Source organism: Mesorhizobium sp. M0478, from assembly GCF_040321305.1.
In the GTDB taxonomy this organism is placed as follows: domain Bacteria; phylum Pseudomonadota; class Alphaproteobacteria; order Rhizobiales; family Rhizobiaceae; genus Mesorhizobium.
The window spans coordinates 36301-55328 of record NZ_JAMYRH010000005.1; the positions used below are offsets into that span (position 1 = coordinate 36301).

21 protein-coding genes are annotated in these 19028 nt (G+C 62.8%); 9 read left to right on the forward strand and 12 right to left on the reverse strand.

What is annotated here, in order from left to right; all coding sequences use genetic code 11:
• Positions 1 to 4: 4 nt before the first annotated feature.
• The 3 genes from NKI64_RS13725 to NKI64_RS13735 all read right to left on the reverse strand — a co-directional run bounded on the left by NKI64_RS13725 (position 5) and on the right by NKI64_RS13735 (position 3334).
• Positions 5 to 394, reverse strand: coding sequence for an SET domain-containing protein (locus tag NKI64_RS13725; RefSeq protein WP_023673684.1), 390 nt, complete (start codon positions 392 to 394; stop codon positions 5 to 7).
• Positions 395 to 539: 145 nt separating this feature from the next.
• Entirely contained in the window at positions 540 to 1166 is a 627-nt protein-coding gene (locus tag NKI64_RS13730; RefSeq protein WP_023692796.1) for a LysE family translocator, read from the reverse strand.
• Entirely contained in the window at positions 1163 to 3334 is a 2172-nt protein-coding gene (locus tag NKI64_RS13735; RefSeq protein ID WP_023819207.1) for a S9 family peptidase, read from the reverse strand. Before NKI64_RS13735 ends, NKI64_RS13730 begins: the two co-directional genes overlap by 4 nt.
• A gap of 114 nt (positions 3335 to 3448) precedes the next feature.
• On the opposite strand from NKI64_RS13735, the gene NKI64_RS13740 reads away from it, so the two are divergent.
• Together NKI64_RS13740 and NKI64_RS13745 are read left to right on the forward strand one after the other, a co-directional pair.
• Entirely contained in the window at positions 3449 to 3823 is a 375-nt protein-coding gene (locus tag NKI64_RS13740; protein WP_023702200.1) for an SH3 domain-containing protein, read from the forward strand.
• Positions 3824 to 4235: 412 nt separating this feature from the next.
• A complete protein-coding gene (locus tag NKI64_RS13745; protein ID WP_023727649.1) occupies positions 4236 to 4661 on the forward strand; it encodes a Ros/MucR family transcriptional regulator in 426 nt (141 codons plus the stop codon).
• Positions 4662 to 4787: 126 nt separating this feature from the next.
• On the opposite strand, the gene NKI64_RS13750 is transcribed toward NKI64_RS13745, so the two are convergent.
• The gene (locus NKI64_RS13750) at positions 4788 to 5216 is read right to left on the reverse strand and encodes a SufE family protein (protein WP_023673679.1); all 429 of its coding nucleotides are present in this window, start codon (positions 5214 to 5216) and stop codon (positions 4788 to 4790) included.
• A 116-nt stretch (positions 5217 to 5332) separates the two neighbouring features.
• Positions 5333 to 5701: a DUF5330 domain-containing protein gene (locus tag NKI64_RS13755; RefSeq protein ID WP_023684546.1), complete on the reverse strand. Its 369-nt coding sequence runs from the start codon at positions 5699 to 5701 to the stop codon at positions 5333 to 5335.
• A 532-nt stretch (positions 5702 to 6233) separates the two neighbouring features.
• On the opposite strand from NKI64_RS13755, the gene NKI64_RS13760 reads away from it, so the two are divergent.
• The 3 genes from NKI64_RS13760 (at position 6234) to NKI64_RS13770 (ending at position 9163) form a co-directional block, all read left to right on the forward strand.
• Positions 6234 to 7979 carry an ATP-binding protein gene (locus NKI64_RS13760; RefSeq protein ID WP_352668659.1) on the forward strand — a complete coding sequence of 582 codons (1746 nt, stop codon included), beginning with the start codon at positions 6234 to 6236 and terminating at the stop codon, positions 7977 to 7979.
• Positions 7954 to 8742 (forward strand): peptidoglycan-binding domain-containing protein, encoded by a 789-nt coding sequence (locus tag NKI64_RS13765; protein ID WP_023670159.1) that lies wholly within the window; start codon positions 7954 to 7956, stop codon positions 8740 to 8742. Before NKI64_RS13760 ends, NKI64_RS13765 begins: the two co-directional genes overlap by 26 nt.
• 73 nt (positions 8743 to 8815) lie before the next feature.
• A complete protein-coding gene (locus NKI64_RS13770) occupies positions 8816 to 9163 on the forward strand; it encodes a DUF1491 family protein (protein WP_352668403.1) in 348 nt (115 codons plus the stop codon).
• Here the strand turns inward: NKI64_RS13770 and NKI64_RS13775 are convergent.
• The 4 genes from NKI64_RS13775 to NKI64_RS13790 all read right to left on the reverse strand — a co-directional run bounded on the left by NKI64_RS13775 (position 9150) and on the right by NKI64_RS13790 (position 13915).
• Positions 9150 to 10160, reverse strand: a complete 1011-nt coding sequence (locus NKI64_RS13775; RefSeq protein ID WP_352668405.1) for a hypothetical protein — start codon at positions 10158 to 10160, stop codon at positions 9150 to 9152. The two genes, NKI64_RS13770 and NKI64_RS13775, sit on opposite strands and share 14 nt — an antisense overlap.
• A gap of 396 nt (positions 10161 to 10556) precedes the next feature.
• A complete protein-coding gene (locus tag NKI64_RS13780) occupies positions 10557 to 11105 on the reverse strand; it encodes a DUF1254 domain-containing protein (RefSeq protein ID WP_023732034.1) in 549 nt (182 codons plus the stop codon).
• Positions 11098 to 11682 (reverse strand): DUF1214 domain-containing protein, encoded by a 585-nt coding sequence (locus NKI64_RS13785; protein WP_023670163.1) that lies wholly within the window; start codon positions 11680 to 11682, stop codon positions 11098 to 11100. Before NKI64_RS13785 ends, NKI64_RS13780 begins: the two co-directional genes overlap by 8 nt.
• Before the next feature lie 73 nt (positions 11683 to 11755).
• Positions 11756 to 13915: a transglycosylase domain-containing protein gene (locus NKI64_RS13790; protein ID WP_023684539.1), complete on the reverse strand. Its 2160-nt coding sequence runs from the start codon at positions 13913 to 13915 to the stop codon at positions 11756 to 11758.
• Positions 13916 to 14042: 127 nt separating this feature from the next.
• On the opposite strand from NKI64_RS13790, the gene NKI64_RS13795 reads away from it, so the two are divergent.
• On the forward strand, positions 14043 to 14342 hold the full coding sequence (locus NKI64_RS13795; protein WP_023824203.1) for a glycine cleavage T C-terminal barrel domain-containing protein: 300 nt from the start codon (positions 14043 to 14045) through the stop codon (positions 14340 to 14342).
• The gene (locus NKI64_RS13800) at positions 14332 to 15885 is read left to right on the forward strand and encodes a trimethylamine methyltransferase family protein (protein ID WP_352446349.1); all 1554 of its coding nucleotides are present in this window, start codon (positions 14332 to 14334) and stop codon (positions 15883 to 15885) included. Before NKI64_RS13795 ends, NKI64_RS13800 begins: the two co-directional genes overlap by 11 nt.
• A 12-nt stretch (positions 15886 to 15897) precedes the next feature.
• On the opposite strand, the gene NKI64_RS13805 is transcribed toward NKI64_RS13800, so the two are convergent.
• The 3 genes from NKI64_RS13805 to NKI64_RS13815 all read right to left on the reverse strand — a co-directional run bounded on the left by NKI64_RS13805 (position 15898) and on the right by NKI64_RS13815 (position 18254).
• The gene (locus tag NKI64_RS13805; RefSeq protein WP_023698576.1) at positions 15898 to 16062 is read right to left on the reverse strand and encodes a hypothetical protein; all 165 of its coding nucleotides are present in this window, start codon (positions 16060 to 16062) and stop codon (positions 15898 to 15900) included.
• A gap of 136 nt (positions 16063 to 16198) precedes the next feature.
• Positions 16199 to 17827: a chaperonin GroEL gene (groL, locus tag NKI64_RS13810; protein WP_023684537.1), complete on the reverse strand. Its 1629-nt coding sequence runs from the start codon at positions 17825 to 17827 to the stop codon at positions 16199 to 16201.
• Positions 17828 to 17891: 64 nt separating this feature from the next.
• Positions 17892 to 18254, reverse strand: coding sequence for a co-chaperone GroES (locus tag NKI64_RS13815; protein WP_023698577.1), 363 nt, complete (start codon positions 18252 to 18254; stop codon positions 17892 to 17894).
• Between the two features lie 246 nt (positions 18255 to 18500).
• Between NKI64_RS13815 and NKI64_RS13820 the strand changes: the two genes are divergently transcribed.
• On the forward strand, positions 18501 to 18764 hold the full coding sequence (locus NKI64_RS13820; RefSeq protein ID WP_023670169.1) for a hypothetical protein: 264 nt from the start codon (positions 18501 to 18503) through the stop codon (positions 18762 to 18764).
• Positions 18761 to 19027 carry a DUF1488 family protein gene (locus tag NKI64_RS13825; protein ID WP_023670170.1) on the forward strand — a complete coding sequence of 89 codons (267 nt, stop codon included), beginning with the start codon at positions 18761 to 18763 and terminating at the stop codon, positions 19025 to 19027. The genes NKI64_RS13820 and NKI64_RS13825 overlap by 4 nt, the downstream gene beginning before the upstream one ends.
• Position 19028 lies beyond the last annotated feature (1 nt).

Consider the following 19028-nt stretch of genomic DNA (forward strand, 5'->3'; position numbering starts at 1 on the left):
CGATCTACAGGTGGCGATCGCCGAGGAAGTCGAAGCCCGTCTCGAAGAAATGGCTGTAATTGCAGGTCAGTTCCTCGCCGGGTGCGATGTCGCGCAAGGCATAGGTTTCCTCGGGCGAGGAGACATCGCAATTCGGTTCGTCGTCATGGTTCATGTAGCGGGCGTCGTCGGCTTCGAAGACGATGTAGTTCGGATCCCGGCGGTCTGGATAGGAATAACGGTCGAGATAGTTCTTCACCGGGCCGCTCTCGCCTTCATAGGTCTCGACGTCGATGATCCGGTCGAATCTGGGGTCGAGCTTCCAGACCAGCGTGCCCTTGGCAATGTGGTTCCTGGCGAAAACCCCGATGCCCTGGATCGGTGATTTCTCGAGATAGGTGTCGACGAGCAACATAGTGGCCCCTTTGCGTATGTCATGGTCTGGAAGGTGGCGCGCATGGGTAGCGCGCAGCCATTGCAAATGCGAGTGAAAATGAGCAGCCCGGAATTCAAAAAGTGACGACCGGCGCGCCTCGACGGGCGCGCTTTTCGCTTCGACATCAGCGCTGCTGCAAGGCCAGACGAACGCCTAACGCGCAGTAGATGCCGCCAACCACCTTGCCTTGCCATTTCACCACCGACGGATTGCGGCGCAGGAACGTGCCGAGCCGGCCCGCACTCACGGCAAAGACGACTGTGCTGAAAAGGCCGAGCAGAACAAAGATTATGCCCAGCGTCATCAGCTGGAGCATCACCGATCCGTTTTCAGGCCGCACGAACTGGGGCAGGAAGGCGAGGAAGAAAAGCGCCGTCTTTGGATTAAGCACTTCGGTCAGGACAGCTTGACGAAACGCCTTGCTGGCGGAGATCGCGAGTGCGCCGGCAGTAGGGTCGGCCGGTATTCTCTCGATGATTGCGCGGATGCCGAGGTAAACGAGATACGCCGCGCCGATGTATTTTACGACGCTGAACAGCGTTGCCGAAGTGGCGATGATCGCCGAAATGCCGACCATCGCCATGATGGTATGGAACACATCGCCAGCCGCGACGCCCGCGCCCGTCGCGACGCCAACCCTGGTTCCGGAACTCGTCGCTCGCGCGACCGTCAAAAGCGTGGCTGGGCCTGGAATAAACACAAAGCCAAGCACAACCGCTATGTAAGCCGTCAAGGTGGATAGATCGATCATTGCGACGCCTCCGTTGCATTCTCAGCCTTGCCCGTCACCTCAGGTTCGGGCTTGCCCGTAACCTCGGGTTCGGCCTTGCCAGTCACCTTGAGCGCAAAGGAATAGGTGTAGGCGATCTCCTCCAGCCTGGAGAACCGGCCCGACGCGCCGGCATGGCCGGAATCCATGTTGATCTTGAACAGCACCGGATTGTCGCCGCTCTTGCGCTCGCGCAGCCGCGCCACCCATTTGGCCGGCTCCCAATAGGTGACGCGCGGATCGGTGAGGCCGGCCAGCGCCAGGATCGGCGGGTAGTCGTGATCGGCAACATTGTCATAGGGCGAGTAGGCGGCGATGGTATTGTAATCTTCCGCCGACCCGATCGGGTTGCCCCATTCCGGCCACTCCGGCGGCGTCAGCGGCAAGCTTGCGTCGAGCATCGTGGTCAGCACGTCGACAAAGGGAACCTCGGCAACGATGGCGCCGAAATTTTGCGGCGCCATGTTGGCGATCGCACCCATCAGCATGCCGCCGGCCGAGCCGCCTTGCGCGACGATGCGGTCGTGATGGGTGTAACGCTCGGCGACGAGATGCTGCGCGACGGCGATGAAATCGGTGAACGTGTTCATCTTGTGCGCCCGTTTGCCGTCGTCATACCAGCCATAGCCCTTGTCCTTGCCGCCGCGGACATGGGCGATGGCAAAGACAAAGCCACGGTCGACCAGCGAGAACCAGTTGGTGTTGAACGCCGCCGGAATGGCAATGCCGTAAGAGCCGTAGCCGTAAAGCAGGCACGGTGCGGAGCCATCGAGCGGCGTGTCGCGGTGGTGCAGCAGCGAGACCGGCACCAGTTCGCCATCGGCGGCCGGCGCCATCAACCGGCGCGTGACATAATGATCCGGATTGTGACCGGACGGCACTTCCTGGGTCTTCAGCAGCACACGCTCGCGGCTGCGCATATTGTAGTCGAAGACCTGCGCCGGGGTCGTCATCGACGAATAGGTGAAGCGCATGATCTCGGTGTCGTATTCATAGGACCCCGACAGGCCGAGCGAGAACGCCTCTTCGTCGAACGAGATCAGATGCTCCTCGCCGCTGCGGCGATCGCGAACGACGATGCGCGGCAGCCCTTCCTTGCGCTCGAGCCTGACCATATGATCCCTGAAGCCGACCACCGACAGGATCAGCCGGCCTGGCTCGTGCGCCACCAGCTCTTCCCAATTGGCGCGAACCGGGTCATTAGCCGGCGCCGTCATGATCTTGAAGTCCTTGGCGCCGTCGGCATTGGTGAGGACGAAGAAGATGTCGCCGCCTTCTTCCAGATCATATTGCAGGCCAGTCTCGCGCTTTGCCACCAGCTTTGGCTCGGCGAAAGGCTCATCGGCGCGCATCAGGTGATATTCCGAGGTTTCGTGATCGTTGATCCCGATCATGATCCATTCGTTGGAGCGCGTGCCGCCGACATCCATGAAGAAGCCGGGATCGGTTTCCTCATAAATCAGCCGGTCATTAAGGGGGCTGCCGCCGAGCGCGTGGAACAGCACCTTGGACGGGCGATGATTGTCGTCGAGCCTTGTGTAGAAGAAGCCGTCATCGGCGGCATTCCAGACGCCGCCACCACTGGTGGCCTCGATCTGGTCGCTCAGTTCCTTGCCGCTGGTGAGATCGCGCACGCGAAGTGTGAAGAATTCAGAGCCCTTGTCGTCGAACGCCCACAACAGCTTGCGGTGATCGGCCGAATGGTCGACGCCGCCGAGGCGGAAATAGGGCTTGCCCTCGGCTTCCGCGTCGCCATCGAGCAGGATCTGCTCATCGCCGCCATCGCGCGGCATGCGGAAATAGCGGGGCTGTTCGCCGCCAAGCTTGAAGGATGAGCCGTAAGCATAGGGGCCATCCTTCATCGGCACCGTCGAATCATCTTCCTTGATGCGCCCCTTCATCTCGCCGAACAGCTGCTTCCGAAGCTCTAGCGTATCGGCCATAAGCACTGCTTGATAGGCGTTTTCGGCTTCGAGATGGGCGCGGATGCGGCCCTCAAGCAGGGAAGGGTCCCTGAACATCGCCTGCCAGTTCTCGGCCCTCAGCCAGGCATAGTCATCTGTGCGGGTAATGCCGTGGTGCGTGTCGAAGACGGGGTGTTTCTCGGGGCTCGGCGGGCTGGCGGTCGGAAAAGCTGAGGTCTTGGTCATTGCGTCTCACTGAAGAAATTACTTGAATGGCAAATGAACACGCCGATCAGCGCGGGTTCAAGGGCCGGGATGTATTGGTTGCGGCGGGCTCGGGAGATGAGCCAAAAGGAGAGGATGATGAATTTCCATATCAACACCGCTGCGGCTCTCGCCGTCGTCGCTTCGACCGTTCTGGCTTTCACCGGCCAGTCTCATGCAACCGCGTTCGCCGCTTGGCAAGTGGCTGGCGTGCCGTTCGGCGACACGCTCAACGTTCGCAAATATCCGTCCGGCACCTCGCAGAAGCAGGCCGCCTATCCCAACGGGACGATCCTGCAGATGACCGGCAAGTGCACCGGCGGCTTGAATCTTCTGGAGATCGCCGGCCAGCCGCACTGGAAACAGAAACAGGCAATTCGCTATCAATGGTGTCAAGTTTGGCACGACCCGGCGCAAAATGGTGGTTTTGTTAGTGGCTGGGTCTATGGAAAATACCTCACGCCGTATTGAATCCGGTCAGACCGAAGATCTTCTTCGGCGTGTTTCGCCAACGCTTTGCAACTTGCGGTTTGGTACGAATCCGACAATCAGCCGCCCAAACCTCGAAGCATAGACCAAGCATCGCTGCCCACTTTATGAGTCCTTGCTGATTTAGCGGTGGTGTGACCTTACGTCATGCTAGTCCTGGTCCGACCAGAAAATATCGCGAAGTTACAGAGTGCACGAAAGATTGAAGCTGAAGAGCGACTATTCGATGAATATCGTTGAATATAGCGCAAGATGCGAATTGACTTACTTTGTCTGTGGGCTCATTAAGATGCCCGGACGCGAATCCATGAAGCTCTTCCCGCGTGAAATTCGCGCCATGCCCGATCTTCCAAAAAGGGCGCAAACAGAAACATCCTTTGTTGGGGCCTAAACCATGGATATCGTCGAAACACCTTCCAGAAATAGCGATGCGCTGATCGAGCTGACCGCCGATGTGGTGGCAGCCTATGTCAGCAACAATCCCGTGCCGGTCGGCGAATTGCCGAACCTTATCGCTGATGTCCATGCCGCTCTCGGGCGCGTGGGCGGAGCAAGCGAACAGCCTCTGGCCGACAAGCAGAAGCCTGCGGTAAACCCGAAGCGCTCTGTTCATGACGATTACATCGTCTGCCTTGAAGATGGCAAGAAGTTCAAGTCGCTGAAGCGCCACCTGATGACCCATTACGGTCTGACGCCCGATGAATACCGCGAGAAGTGGAATCTCGACGCCAGCTATCCGATGGTTGCCCCCAACTATGCCGCTGCCCGTTCGCAGCTGGCCAAGAAGATGGGCCTCGGCCGCAAGCGCAAGGGGCGGTAACACCGGCTCCAATGGACAAGATCAACGGCGCCCCTTACGGCGCCGTTTTTGTTCCTAGAACAATTCCAGGAAAACTGCCGAGCGCTTTCCCTTGGAATTGCGTCGAAAGAAGAGAAGATAGAGCAATCAAGCAGTCTGCTTGAGAGCCATCTCGGCGTCCCGCTTGACGCGCTTGACCATCGAGCGCAGGCCATTGGCCCGCTGCGGCGACAGATGTTCGTCGAGGCCAAGCGACCTCAGCGTCGCCTCTGCGTCCGTTTCAAGGATCTGGCTGGCAGTCCGTCCCGAAAACAGCGCCAGCATGATGGCGACCAGACCGCGCACGATATGAGCGTCTGAATCGCCTGTGAAGGTGATGACCGGATCGGCGCCCGGCGCTCGGCTCGTGGTCAGCCAGACCTGGCTGACGCAGCCCGGCACCTTGTTGGCGGCGTTGCGTTCGGCGTCGGGAAATGGCGGCAGCGCTTCGCCGAGCTCGATCACATAGCGATAGCGGTCTTCCCACTCGTCGAGCAGGGAGAAGTCGTCGCGGATCGTCTGGATCGTCGTGGCCATTGCTCAGGATATAGTCATCCGCGGCTGCGGCGTCACGGAAAAAGAAGAAAAGCACCGCAGGCATCGAGAGGTCCGACCGGCCTGCGGTGTCGCTGTAGATACAGCTGAAACGGTGTTTAGTTCTTCGCCACCAGCTTGGCAGGTATGTTGACTGTCGCCGGCAGCACGATGTCCTTGGCGACGCTGCCGGTGGCCAGCGATGTATCGGGCGAGGTCTCGGCGCTCTTGTCGTCCAGCATCGCGGCGGCGATCTTGGCGGTTTCCTTGGCCCGGGCGCTGATCGTATGCATCGCCGACTTGCCGGTTTCGCAGACGTCCGGCTTACGCTCGCAAATGCCGGCGATGTCGCCGACCGCTTCGCGCGCCGCAAAAAGCGCCTGGAACGGCCCGACGCTTTCGCGGCCATCCTCGTCGGGGCCGACGGTCAGCGGCAGCGCCAGCAACACCAGCGAAAACCAGAACGCCATTCTTATCAAAAAGCCCATCGATCTGCCCTCTCGTCCAATGACCGGATCATGCGTCCATGCGCAATGACCTCTTTATATCAGCGACAATGGCACATGAGGCGCAAAGGACGGCTTTCTTGCTCAGCGAAAATTTTCCTCAAATTTTAGGCAAATTCGAAGCGAGGCGTTTTGCAGTGCATTAGCCTCAAATGCCGGCAATTTTCTTAACCTTGCAGTAACCATCTAAGCGATTGTTGCGCATGGATATCTTCAGAAGAGCAGGCATGCCGGCTCAGGGTTTCGCAGCCACGGGCACGCCCTTTGCACATAACGCTCCGTTTACTATGGCTACAAATGGCGGTGCATTCCGGTGCCGGCGCTCCAATTTTTGCCGCAGCGCGCTCGTTGTTCCGGTCAGCCTTATTCATTCCTTAAACGCTGGATGCGAGTTTCAAACAAGCAAAAGCGACCTGCAAAGCAGGGGCAGTCACGACCGGGTGCGAGTGCGTTGAGTTTGACAACTGCCAGATATATTGAACTGCCTGGCGCGCTGGCGGCCGGTTGCGAACGCATGGTCCATCCGGCCATCATCGGCCAGGGCGATCGCCTGCGCCAGCGCCGGTTCATCGGCATCATGCTTGCCGCTCCGTTCTTCGCCGCCGGTGCGGCGGTGACACTGGTCACCTCGGGCATGGGCGCCGCCGTCACCGTCGCAACCATTTTCGCCGCCTTCGGTCTTTGCTGGTTCGCCGCCTTGCTGGTGGCGGCGTCGGGCAAGATGACGCTGGCAGCCCAGGTTGCCCTTGCCGCCGGCGGTCTTGCCCTTGCCGGCGCCGTCGCGGCAGCAGGCGGCCTGGCGTCGCCGGTTGCGCTGCTGGCCCTGGCACTGCCATTCGAGGCCTGGTGGATCGGCGGTTCAAAGCGCGCGGCACTTTGGGGCGGCCTCTCAACCTTGGCCGCAATGCTGCTGCAGCCCTTTGTCGGCTCTGTCGTCCCGCTCGGAGGGGCGCAAGTCGCGGCGTGGCACTGGCTGCTGCCGCTCGCCTGGGGCCTGACGCTGGTTCCCCGGCTCGCAGCCCTCGGCGATGCCGCACGCGCGCAGCCCGCGCTCCTTCCAAACGACCGCCTTGAAGATATGATCGACGCCGTTGTCCTGCATGTCGCCCGGCATGGCGAGGTCCTGGATGCCTCGGCCAAGGCGCGCACCATCCTGAAGCTGCCGCCGGAACTGCTTTTCGGCGCCGGCATGTTCGACCGCATCCACCTGTCCGATCGCGTTGCTTATCTCAGCGCGCTTGCCGACATGCGCGATGGCGCCCTGGCGCGCCGGCTCGATCTTCGGGTTAGGCTGCCGCAGGACGGCAGCGCCTCGACGGCCGACAATTACCGGCCATTTCAGCTCGAACTGATGCGCGCCGAAGAGCAGCAGGAGACCTTCACTCTGCTGCTGCGCGAGAACGACGAGACTGCCGAATTGCGCGACGAGCTTGCTGCCGCCACTGAGGCCGCAGCGTCGGCCGAGGTGGCGAAGGGCCGCTTCCTGGCGGTCGTCAGCCATGAGCTTCGGACGCCGCTCAACGCCATCATCGGTTTTTCCGACATGCTGCTGCATGAGATGTTCGGCGGCTTCAAGGACCCGCGCCAGAAGGAGTATGTCGGCCTGGTGAAGCAGTCGGGCCAGCATCTGCTTGCCGTCGTCACCTCCATCCTTGATGTCTCGAGGATCGAGGCCGGCGCCTACGCGACCGAGCCCGAACCGTTCCGATTCATCGAAGCGGTCGAGATGTGCCAGTCGATGATGCAGCTGCAGGCGAATGCCAAGAACATCGGTCTCCAGGCGCAGATTGCGCCGGACGCCGGGGAGATCAATGCCGACCGTCGTGCCGTGCAGCAGATCCTGATCAACCTCGTCTCCAATGCGGTCAAGTTCACGCCCGATGGCGGCAATGTCGTCGTCGGCGCCAAGCGGATCGGCTCGCGGCTGCATTTCTGGGTCAGGGACACCGGCATCGGCATCGCCGAGGAAGATTTTGTCAATCTCGGCAAGCCGTTCATGCAGATCCAGAACGACTATACGCGCCGCTTCGAGGGCACCGGGCTCGGCCTGTCGCTGGTCAAGGGCCTGGTGGCGCTGCACGACGGCACGATGTCGATCGAAAGCATGCCGGGCGAGGGGACGACGGTCACGATCAGCCTGCCGGTGAACGGGCCGAAGAGGAGCGCGACCGACAGGAACGGCGTGCTGCCGATGTCCGCGACCAGGACGAAAGGCGACGCGAAAGGGGACAGGAATGGCTCGCTCCGCAAAACAGCCTAAGGCGGTCAAGCGCCGCAGCGGCGCGTTCGAGGCCGGCGCGATTGCGCTGGGCGGCGCGATCTCGCGCAATCCGGTCCTGGTCGGCGGCTCGACCGCCTTCCTGGTGACGCTGTTCTACGTTTCCGCCAACGCGCTGTGGTACCAGCCGTTTCCGCATGCCGGCGCCTTCTTCGCCACCCGCAGCATCGAGGGTTTTCCGCACCCCGGCGCGGACGAACCCGAAACCACCATCAACATCCTGCGGCCCGGCCCGGCTCCGGTCAAAAGCGATCCGACCGTCGAGCAGGTCCAGGGCATCCTGAAGGATCTCGATTTCTACACGGGAACGGTCGACGGCATTTCCGGGCCGAATACCCAAAAGGCGATCCAGGCATACCAGCAGAAAGTTGGCCTGCCGGCCTCCGGTGAGATCGACGCCGTCCTGCTCGACCAGCTCGGCGCCAAGCAGACAACAGCTGGCATCCCGCATCCTGTGCCGAGGCCCGTGGATATGGCCGCCGCTCGAGTTGCCGCGCCCGAGGCCGCGCCTGCGCCCATCCCGGTTTCCGCGCCGGTATCCGCCCAGGCGCCCGATGCCCGCATCGTCAAGATCCAGGCCGGCCTGAAGGCATTCGGCAATGACGACATGCAGCTCGACGGCGTCGTCGGCGCCCGCACCAAGGCGGCGATCAAGGAATTCCAGTCGCTATTCGGCCTGCCGGAAACGGGCGAGCCCGACGAGGTCGTCTACGTCAAGATGCGCGAGATCGGCCTGACCAATTGAGTGGTCAAGACGACCGCTCGCGGATAGACGAAAATCCGGCTAAGACGCCGCGCATGTCCTCCGGAGCCTCGTCATGCGCGTAACCACCGAGTTTTGGGTGTCGGCCCTGCTGCGCCGTGTTTTCGGCGCCGGCGGCTTTGCGGCCGTCGTCAAGCGCGGCGCAACCGAGGCCGGCGCTGTCTTCGTGCTCACGCGCGGCAGGCTGGGCGAGGTCTCCCTGTTCGGCCCGGCGCCGCAGACGAGCTACGATTCGGACAAACCGGATGATCGCTTTTTCACGCTGCTCGGCGCCGGCGACGATGCCGCCGTGCTTGACGCCAGGCTTGAGCAGGAGAAAAAATTCGATCCCGACATCTGGGTGGTCGAGATCGAGGCCGGAACGGTTTCCGTCGAGGAGCTTCTCTCCGTCAAGACGCCTTGAGGCTGGCCCCTAGGCTGGCTTTGTCGACGTCCGGCGCTTGGTCGCCATTCGCGGCGACAGGAGTGTTGCCGCGCACCGCTCGCGACAATGTTTCGGCCTTCCAGCCGCGTACCTTGTCGAGCGCCGCCTCGTGGTGCAGCAGCCGGTAGCGGTCGAGGAAGATGCGGATCGCCTGCGGGTGCGGAAACTCCCGGGGGTAAACCGCGACCACGATCAGAAATGCCCTGTCCTCGCTGAGGTCGAGCGCCCGCAGCGCGGCGAGCAACGAGACATAGCTCGAATGCTCGGTCAGCGACCGCGCCGTGGAGAAGTCGATGTCGAGCGCGTCGGCAAGCGCGGTCTGGAAGAAGGCGGCGTTGCCGGTCAGCGCCGTCTCGCGCAGCTTGCTGTAAGTTGCTAAGCCGACGAAGGGATTGACCGATGTCGCCTCGCCCTCGGCGAGCATCATCGAGCGCAGGCGGCGCCTGGCGGTTTCGGCGGCGCTGCCGGGCAGTTTTGGTGCGCTGGGAGCGGCGGCAGCGGCTTCGGCGTCGGCACCCGCCACGTCGGCGATCGGCTCGGGCTGCCGCACGCGCACCAGGGTCGGCTTTTCCAGCGCCTTGATCAACTGCGCGATGGTCGGGTTCAAATCCTTGCGGCGGGCAATGGCGCGCGCATGCGGCAGGCCGTGGCGGCCGATCAACGCGATCAGGTCGATGTCGCCCAGCGCCCGCGAACGGACGAGCAAGGGCGCGCAGACATCGACCGGCTCCTCGCAAAGCCGCCGCACCAGGGCGGCCGGCGCATATTCGCATTCGGACAGGGCAGCGGCGACATAGCGGCGCGATTCGACCGGCACGCTGTCGAACAGCGGCAGCGTCAGATCCTCGAGCTGGGCGATCTCGCGGCGCGACGGGCGGGTCAGCGAGCAGAACGCCGACACGGCGGCGCGAAACAGCCTTTCGGCTTTTCCCGATTCCGTCCGTATGGCGATTTGCCTGAAATCCGAAGCTGACACGGAAGATACGCCTGACACTCGACACAACCCGGACCATGCTCAACCGCAACTGTGTCGGTTTCGCGCTAGGCCTGGAACAAACATCAAATTAGCCGCGATCCGTTAGCGCTCCGTTAACCCTCTGCCGGCCTTAATCACATTTGGAGGCGTTGCGTTGTGCTCCGGGGCAACCGAGAGGAATACGCGAACCATGGGCATGGTACTGTCTTTCGTGCCGCGATCGGCACCAGTCAATCGAGCAGTTCAGGACACCGGTACGCCGGCGGCGGTGATCATTTTTCCCGGCGTCCGCTACGAGCATCCGCCATTGGCGGGCCAGGCGCGACCGGCGGACCAGCCGGGCACACCACGGACGCCTGTTCCGCACCACTGAATTTGCTGGTCGTCGGGGTGAGGTCAGTAGTCCTGCAGTTCGCAGGAGCTCTGGTCCAGGAACTGCGACACAACTGGCTTCCAGCTGTCGTCAGGCACGAAGGCGCGGATGACGAAGATGCCTTCCTCGATCGGCGCCTCGACGAAGATCGCCCCTTGCAGGTCTTCGGGAAGCTCCCTGCGCACGTCGATCATCTGTGCCGGCGTCAGCACCACGGTGTCCAGCTTGTTGCCGGTCGCCGTGCGATCGTTAAAGGAATAGAAATTGTGGCCGTTGCGGTCATAGACCGACACCGACCAGAACGGCACGCTGCCCGGCGCCTTGATCCGCACCATGCCTTCGGCAAGGTCGAAGCGGCAGGCGGCGGCGTAAAACAGCGGATCTACCGACTTCACCACCGGCGCGCCGCCCGCCTCGGCATCCAGCCTAGTCATCTTGTAGAGGTCGGACGCCATCGCCAGCCGTGACCAGGCATCGCGCTCGGTAAATTCCGGCACCAGCAAAAGCACCACGATGTGGACGATGCCGGCGCCGAGCAGGCCGAGCAGGATGGCGTGCAGCAACCTACGCATTGCAGCCAGCCTTGACGATCCGGGGCAGCGACACGTCGGAAAGGCCGGTGCTTGAGGCAATCGGCGTGTCGTAAAAGGTGAGCACGAAATACATCCGGCCAAAACCTTCGGTCAGAAGCCAATTGCCGGGGGCCGGACGGTTGCCGACGGCAATGATCACCGAATTGTCGGGCTGACGCAGCACTTGGTAGGATTGCAGCGCCGCCAGCCTTGGCTTGCCGGTGTCGACCACGCCGAGCGATTGATCCGCGGCATAGAGCGTCCAGAACCGGGCGGTGGGGAAACTGCCCTCGATCCTGTAGTCGCATTGCCGCTGAAGCTCATCGCCGGCCGCATCGCGTTCGGCGATGAAGGACAAGCCCTCGGCCTTGCCGAGCGCCAGCACGCCCTCGCGCGCCACGCGCGCCTTCGAATAGGGGTCGGCATCTTGCGTGCCGATCTCGGGGAAGGCGGTCCATTGGCCGATGCTGATCGCGCCGACGCCGCTCTGCGCCTGCAGCGCATACCAGACGCTGCCGCCGCCGAGGCCGATGGCTATGGCAAGTGAAAGCAGCGTGAAAAAGGCGGTCTTGAGCATGAAGAACCGGGTCGAGAGAATTATCGTTCGGGGATATAGCGGAGCAGGCCACAGAGCAAGCAGCGCTGTGGAATCAAAGCGCCGACAGGGTCTCCGGTGTCTGCGGCGAGCCGAGCACGGGCGCGGCCTGGAACACCTTGGTCATCTCGCGCAGCGTCTGTGTCGTGCGGCTGGACAGCACCGCCGGGCGCTCGGCCGCGGCATCGGCGGCTGCCTGATCGGCATTTTTCTTCTCCGCTTCCTCGGCTTTGGCCGCGATCTCTTCGTCGACGAAGGGCTTGTCGAGGCCGGGGATCGGCTTCAGGTCGATATTCTGGTGCGCGTAGACCATCAGCCGCTGCCACACCATCGCCGGCAGCGTGCCTCCGGTCATGTTGCGGGTCGGGGTGAAGTCGTCATTGCCGAGCCAGACGGCAGCCGTGTAATTGCCGGTGAAGCCGACGAACCAGGCGTCGCGATAGGATTGCGTCGTCCCCGTCTTGCCGGCGACGACGATGTTGGGCAGCTGCGCGCGCCGCGCGGTGCCGATCGCCGGCACCGCAGCCAGCATGGTGTTCATGTATTTCAGAGCCTGTTCCGACAGAACCCGATGCGGCGCCGGCGCATCCTTGGCAAAGTCGTAGACGACATCGCCGGTGCGGGTGACGAGCTGGGTGATGCCGTGCCGCGAGCCGGCGAAGCCGTTCTGCGCGAACACGCTGTAGCCCGTCGCCTGGTCCATGACCGTCATGCCCGATGTGCCGAGCACCATGGTCTTGTGCGACTCCAGCGGCGATTCCACGCCGAATGATTCGGCCATCGCCTTGATCGGGCCGATGCCGAGATAGTCCTTGGCCAGCCGTACCGGCACGGTGTTGATCGATTTGGCGATCGCCGTGATCAGCGTCACGTTGCCGGCCGAGCCACCATTGTAATTGTGCGGTGACCAGCCGCCCCAGCTGATCGGCCCGCCTGAGACGACGGAGTCCGGGGTGAACCCGTGCTCCATGGCGGTGGCGTAGACGTAAGGTTTGAACGAGGAGCCGGTCTGGCGCAGCGCCTTGGTGGCGCGGTTGAACTGGCTTGCGCCATAGTCGCGGCCGCCGACAATGGCGCGCACCGCGCCATTGGTCTCGATCACCACAACGGCGCCCTCGGTGACGTTGTATTCCTTGCCGAACTGGCGGAGATGGAATTCGACGGATTCCTCCGCCGCTTTCTGGATGTTGGCGTCGAAAGTGGTGTGGGCGACCAGCGAATGCTGGCCGGGCTTGGCGATCTTCTTGACCTCATCGAAGGCCCAGTCGAGGTAATAGTCCGGGCTCTTCTGCTCGCCGCGGTCGACGATCTCGGCTGGATGCAGCCTTGCCTGCAGCACCTGGCCTTCGGTCATGAAACCGGAATCGACGAGGTTCGACAGCACCACATTGGCGCGAGCACGGGCGGCGGGCAGGTTGATGTGCGGGGCGTATTTGGTCGGCGCCTTGAACAGGCCGGCCAGCATCGCCGCCTCGGCGAGGTTCAGATCCTTGACGCTCTTGCCGAAATAGAAATCCGCCGCCGCCTCGATGCCGAACGTGCCGCCGCCCATATAGGCGCGGTCGAGATAAAGCTGCAGGATCTCCTTCTTCGACAGATTGGCCTCCAGCCACAGCGACAGGAAGGCTTCCTTGATCTTGCGTTGGAAGGTCCGCTCATTCGACAGGAACAGGTTCTTGGCCAGCTGCTGGGTGATGCTGGAGCCGCCCTGGACGACGGAATTGGCCCGCACATTCTCGAAGATGGCGCGCGACAGGCCTAGCACGTCGATGCCGTAGTGCTCGAAGAAGCGCCGGTCCTCGGTCGCCAGCACTGCTTTGATGACATGGTCCGGCATCTCGTCGACAGGCACGGAATCGCGCTGGATGATGCCGCGCTGGCCAATCTCGTTGCCGTAGCGGTCGAGGAAGGTGACGGCGAAATCGCCCTGACTGCGCCAGTCGCCAGTGGTGATCTGGAAGGCCGGCATCGCGAGTGCGAGCAGCACGACGACGCCGCCGGCGCCCATCGTAAAACCTTCGCTCAGCACCTCGATGATGCCGCGTCGCCAGCCGGTGACTCGGAAGCGCCGCGAAAAAATGGTTGCCGATTCCCAGAACTGGCCGGCCTTGAAGCCGATTTCGTAGAGCGAGGAATCGATCCACGCGTCCACCGCCAGCAGTGCGGCGGCGATCGGACCTCTTCGTCTTGGACGTCGTTCTAAAGGACTGGCCATTCCCGAAACTCACCCAACCCACCTGAGAACCGCAAGCGGGCAATTTCAGGGCGGGCATACCCGGCGAAGACTATTCTTCCATTTCAGCCCGGCTCACAAGGGCAGCCAGGCCACACCGCACGGTTTGTTGAGCGCCGCCCGCATCGTGACGCTGGAGTTCTGCTCCGTCGATGCCGACGCCAGTGGCTTCGAGCCAGACTGGCACAAGGGCCGGCGGGTCGGATTCGTCACCTCAGGCGGCTATGGCTACACAATAGGCAAAAGCGTCGCGCTGGCGTTGCTGGACGACGAATTCGCCGGGGAGGGGACCGCGCTTTGGGTGCACATTGTCGGCGGCGTCGAGCGGCCGGCGCGAATTATTCCGGCTCGCCATACGGCCCGAGGGCAAGGCGATGCGGCAATGAGGAGTTTTGGCCATGGTCGATGACATCATAAGGGAGACCAGGCGCGAGCGCCGGCGCGGGCACACCGGCGTGGCCGGCAGCGGGTCAAGCCGCCACCCGAACTATCGCTCGCTCAAAAACCCGTTCCTGCCGCAGCCGGTGTTTTCGGACGACCAGGTCGCGGCCATCCACGGCACGGCGTTGCGCGTGCTGGAAGAGCTCGGCATCAAGGTGCTGCCGCCGGAGGCACGGGCGATCTACGCCAAAGCCGGTGCGCTGGTAGATGAGGACAGCCAGATGGTGCGCATCGGCCGCGATATCGTCACCGCCGCACTGGCCTCGGCGCCGAAATCCATCCGGGCGCTGGCGGGCAACCGTAGCCGCGATCTCATGCTGGAGCTCGGCTCGATGACGTTCCTCGCCGGGGCCGGGGCGCCCAACGTCACCGATCTCGAACGCGGACGGCGTCCGGGCACGCTCGCCGCTTTCGAAGAACTGACCAAGCTTGTTCAGAATTTCGATGTGCTGCATATGCTCGGCCCCTGGATCGAGCCGCAGGATGTCGACAACCATTTGCGCCACTATGCCGTCAACCGTGCGCAGCTGACCCTGTCGGACAAGTTTCCCTTCGTCTTCGCCCGTGGCACGCCGCAGGTCGAGGACGGGTTCGAGATGATCCGGTTGGCGCGCGGCCTCTCGCAGGACGAGTTCCTTGCCGGCGTCCATTGCTATACCGTCATCAACACCAATTCGCCGCGCCAGCTCGATATCCCGATGGCGCAGGGCATCATCGACTTCGCCAAGGCCGGCCAGGTGTCCATCATCACGCCCTTCTGCCTGGCCGGCGCCATGGCGCCGATCACCGTCGCCGGCGCATTGACGCTGCAGCATGCCGAGGCGCTGGCTGGTCTCGCGCTGGCGCAGATGGTGCGGCCGGGCGCACCGGTGGTTTACGGATCCTTCTCCTCCAATGTCGACATGAAGTCCGGCGCACCGGCCTTCGGCACGCCCGAGCACGTCAAGGCGACGCTGGGCGCCGGCCAGCTGGCGCGCTTCACCGGCCTGCCTTGGCGGTCCGGCGGCGGCAGTGCGGCCAACATTTCCGATGTGCAGGCGGCGCACGAGACGCAGTTCGCGCTGTGGGGCTCGGTGCTTGCCGGCGCCACCGTCTGCATCCATGCCGCGGGCTGGCTGGAGGGTGGCCTCAGCGTCTCCTACGAGAAGCTGATCACCGATATCGAGGCATTGCAGACGGTTGCCGAACTCTGCGCTAGGACCCCCGGCGACGAGGATTCTATCGGCTTCGAGGCGATCGCCGAAGTCCAGCCGGGCGGGCATTTCTTCTCCGCCGGCCACACCATGACGCGCTACCGCACCGCCTTCTACGAGCCGCTGGTCGCCGACTGGTCGAATTTCGGCAGCTGGACGCAGTCCGGTTCGAAGTCGGCCACCGAGCGCGCCACCGGCATCTGGAAGCGGACGCTGGCCGAGTTCCAGCCGCCGGCGTCGGCCGTTGCCACATCCGATGTGCTCGACGAGTTCATTGCCCGCCGCACCGAAGAGGGCGGAGCGTTGCCGATGTCGTGAGGTTGGCAGCCGTCACATCGGCCGCTTGTCGCCGGTCTTCGACGGCTCGCGGCCAATCGGCCCGGCATCGGCCTGCGTGTGCTTGTCGGCGGCGATCCGGCGGATGCGATCGAAGCGGCTCTCCTCCGCCGGCTTGGTCGCGGATACAGCGTTTGGCTTCGGGGCAAATGTGATCATCTGTCGATCTCCCTGTCGTTGCTGACTGGTCTTGACTGACTGACGGAAATTCCTGGCTCGCCGGGGAAATGTCCCCGGCAGCCTGTTCTGATTTATGCCCGCCCAGATTCCCAGGCGGGCAATTTTCGGGCGATGGTCAGTAGCCGCCCATGCCGCCACCGCCGCCCGCAGGCGCCGCATCCTTGGCCGGAACGTCGGTGATCATCGCTTCGGCGGTGATCAGAAGCGCTGCAATCGAGCCGGCATCCTGCAGTGCGGTGCGCACCACTTTCGCCGGATCGACGATGCCCGCCTTGATCATGTCGACATAGACCTCGTTCTGGGCATCAAAGCCCTGATTGTGGTCCTTGCTGTCGGACAGCCTGCCGACGACGATCGAGCCTTCGACACCGGAATTCTCGGCGATCTGGCGGATCGGCGCTTCGAGTGCCCTGAGCACGATCGAAATGCCTGCCGTCACATCGTCATTGGCGCCAGTCAGCCCGGCCAGCGCCGATCTGGCGCGCAGAAGCGCCACGCCACCGCCGGGCACGATGCCTTCTTCCACCGCCGCGCGCGTCGCATTCAGCGCGTCGTCGATGCGGTCCTTCTTTTCCTTCACTTCAGACTCGGTGACGCCGCCGACGCGGATCACGGCGACGCCGCCGGCGAGCTTGGCCAGCCGCTCCTGCAGCTTCTCCTTATCGTAATCGGACGTGGTCTCCTCGATCTGGCCCTTGATCTGCGCGATGCGCGCCTGGATGGTCGCCTTGGTGCCGGCGCCGTCGATGATCGTGGTGGTGTCCTTCTCGATCAGTACGCGCTTGGCGCGGCCAAGCATCTCGATGGTGACGTTTTCGAGCTTGATGCCGAGATCCTCGGAAATCATCTGGCCCGATGTCAGCACGGCGATGTCTTCCAGCATCGCCTTGCGGCGATCGCCGAAGCCCGGCGCCTTGACGGCCGCGACCTTGAGGCCGCCGCGCAGCTTGTTGACGACCAGCGTCGCCAGTGCTTCGCCTTCGACGTCTTCCGAGATGATCAGCAACGGCCTGCCGCTCTGCACCACTGCTTCGAGGATCGGCAGCATCGCCTGCAGATTGCCGAGCTTCTTCTCGTGGATGAGCACGTAAGGCTCTTCCAGTTCGACGCGCATCTTGTCGGCATTGGTGACGAAATAGGGTGAGAGATAGCCGCGGTCGAACTGCATGCCTTCGACGACGTCGAGTTCGGTGTCGGCGGTCTTGGCCTCCTCGACGGTGATGACGCCGTCATTGCCGACCTTGTCCATCGCCTTGGCGATCATGGCGCCGACGCTGGCATCGCCATTGGCGGCGATGGTGCCGACCTGCGCGATCTCGGCCGACGACTTGACCTTCTTGGCCTTCGCCTTGATGTCCTTGACCACGGCGGCGACAGCCTGGTCGATGCCACGCTTGAGGTCCATCGGGTTCATGCCCGCGGCAACCAGCTTGGCGCCTTCGCGCAGGATCGATGCGGCCAGCACCGTGGCGGTGGTGGTGCCGTCACCGGCGAGGTCGTTGGTCTTCGAAGCCACTTCGCGCACCATCTGCGCGCCCATGTTCTCGAACTTGTCAGCAAGCTCGATTTCCTTGGCCACCGTCACACCGTCCTTGGTGATGCGCGGCGCGCCATAGGCCTTGTCGATGATGACGTTGCGGCCCTTGGGGCCGAGCGTGACCTTCACCGCATTGGTGAGGATCTCGACGCCGCGCAGCATGCGGTCGCGCGCGTCGGTGGCGAATTTGATTTCCTTGGCAGACATTTTTTTCAATCCCGTTGGTGTGGTGAAGCAAGCGGCTCGCCGGAGCCTGGCAAAGCCAGGCCGGTCAGGCAGCCTTCTTGGCTTTGACGCTCTTCTCGGTGACGACCGTCCCGCTCTTGCCGATAGCGGCCGTCTCGCTCTTGTCGATGACGCCCATAATGTCGGCTTCCTTCATGATCAGCAGGTCCTCGCCGTCGATCTTGACCTCGGTGCCCGACCATTTGCCGAACAGGATGAAGTCGCCGGCCTTGACGTCGAGCGGAACAAGCGCGCCGTTTTCGTCGCGTGCGCCCGGCCCAACGGCGATGACTTCGCCTTCCTGCGGCTTTTCCTTGGCATTGTCGGGAATGATGATGCCGCCCTTGGATTTGACATCGCCTTCGGCGCGCCGGATGACGACGCGGTCGTGGAGTGGCCGAAACTTCATGAGAACTTCTTTCTGGGGCCGGCATAGGCGACCGCGCCGTTCTTATAGGCGTGTTGGCACTCGATAGATAGGAGTGCCAAAAATTATTCGTGGCCAAAATTAAATATTAAAAAGTATTATGATGTCTGCCGGGTTCGAAACGTCGCGAGGCGCCTAGATATTTCGAAAAATTGAATTTCGAGGCCAAAGCGACTATTTATATCGTAAGTTCGATTTCACAATTTCAGGCACGAGGAGATTTATGCGATGGCCGAAGGCAATCAGAGCATCATGGAAAAAGCTGAAGCCCGCTTCATGGACAAGCAGAAGAAGACGGCCGAGCGCAACAAGGCAACCTCCGACTACATGTCCGAAGCGAGGGCCAGGGAGATCAAGACGGCAAGGCTCAGGGAATTGCGCCTGGCCAAGGAAGAGGCCGACCGCGTCGCGGAAGCCTTGAACCCGACACCGAAGAAGAAGCGGGCTACCGTCAAGAAAGCCGCCGCCGCGCCGAAGGGGGGCACGTCATGAGCCTGACATTCCCCAATCCAAGCCGCTTCTATGACGAGGCCGGCAAGCGCATCCGCTTTGTCGGCCATGACGGCATGTTCCAGATTTCCTTCTCTGTCGCCGCCGATGCCCTCTCGAAGGCGCCATCAGGGACGGCGACCGCGGAAGCCACCTATCTGGCGGCCTTCGACACCGCGTCCAGCTCCATCCATGACATTGCCAGCAAGGCCTACGCCCGCACCCGCAAGAGCATTTATGTGCTCACAGCCGCGGATTTCGGCTAGC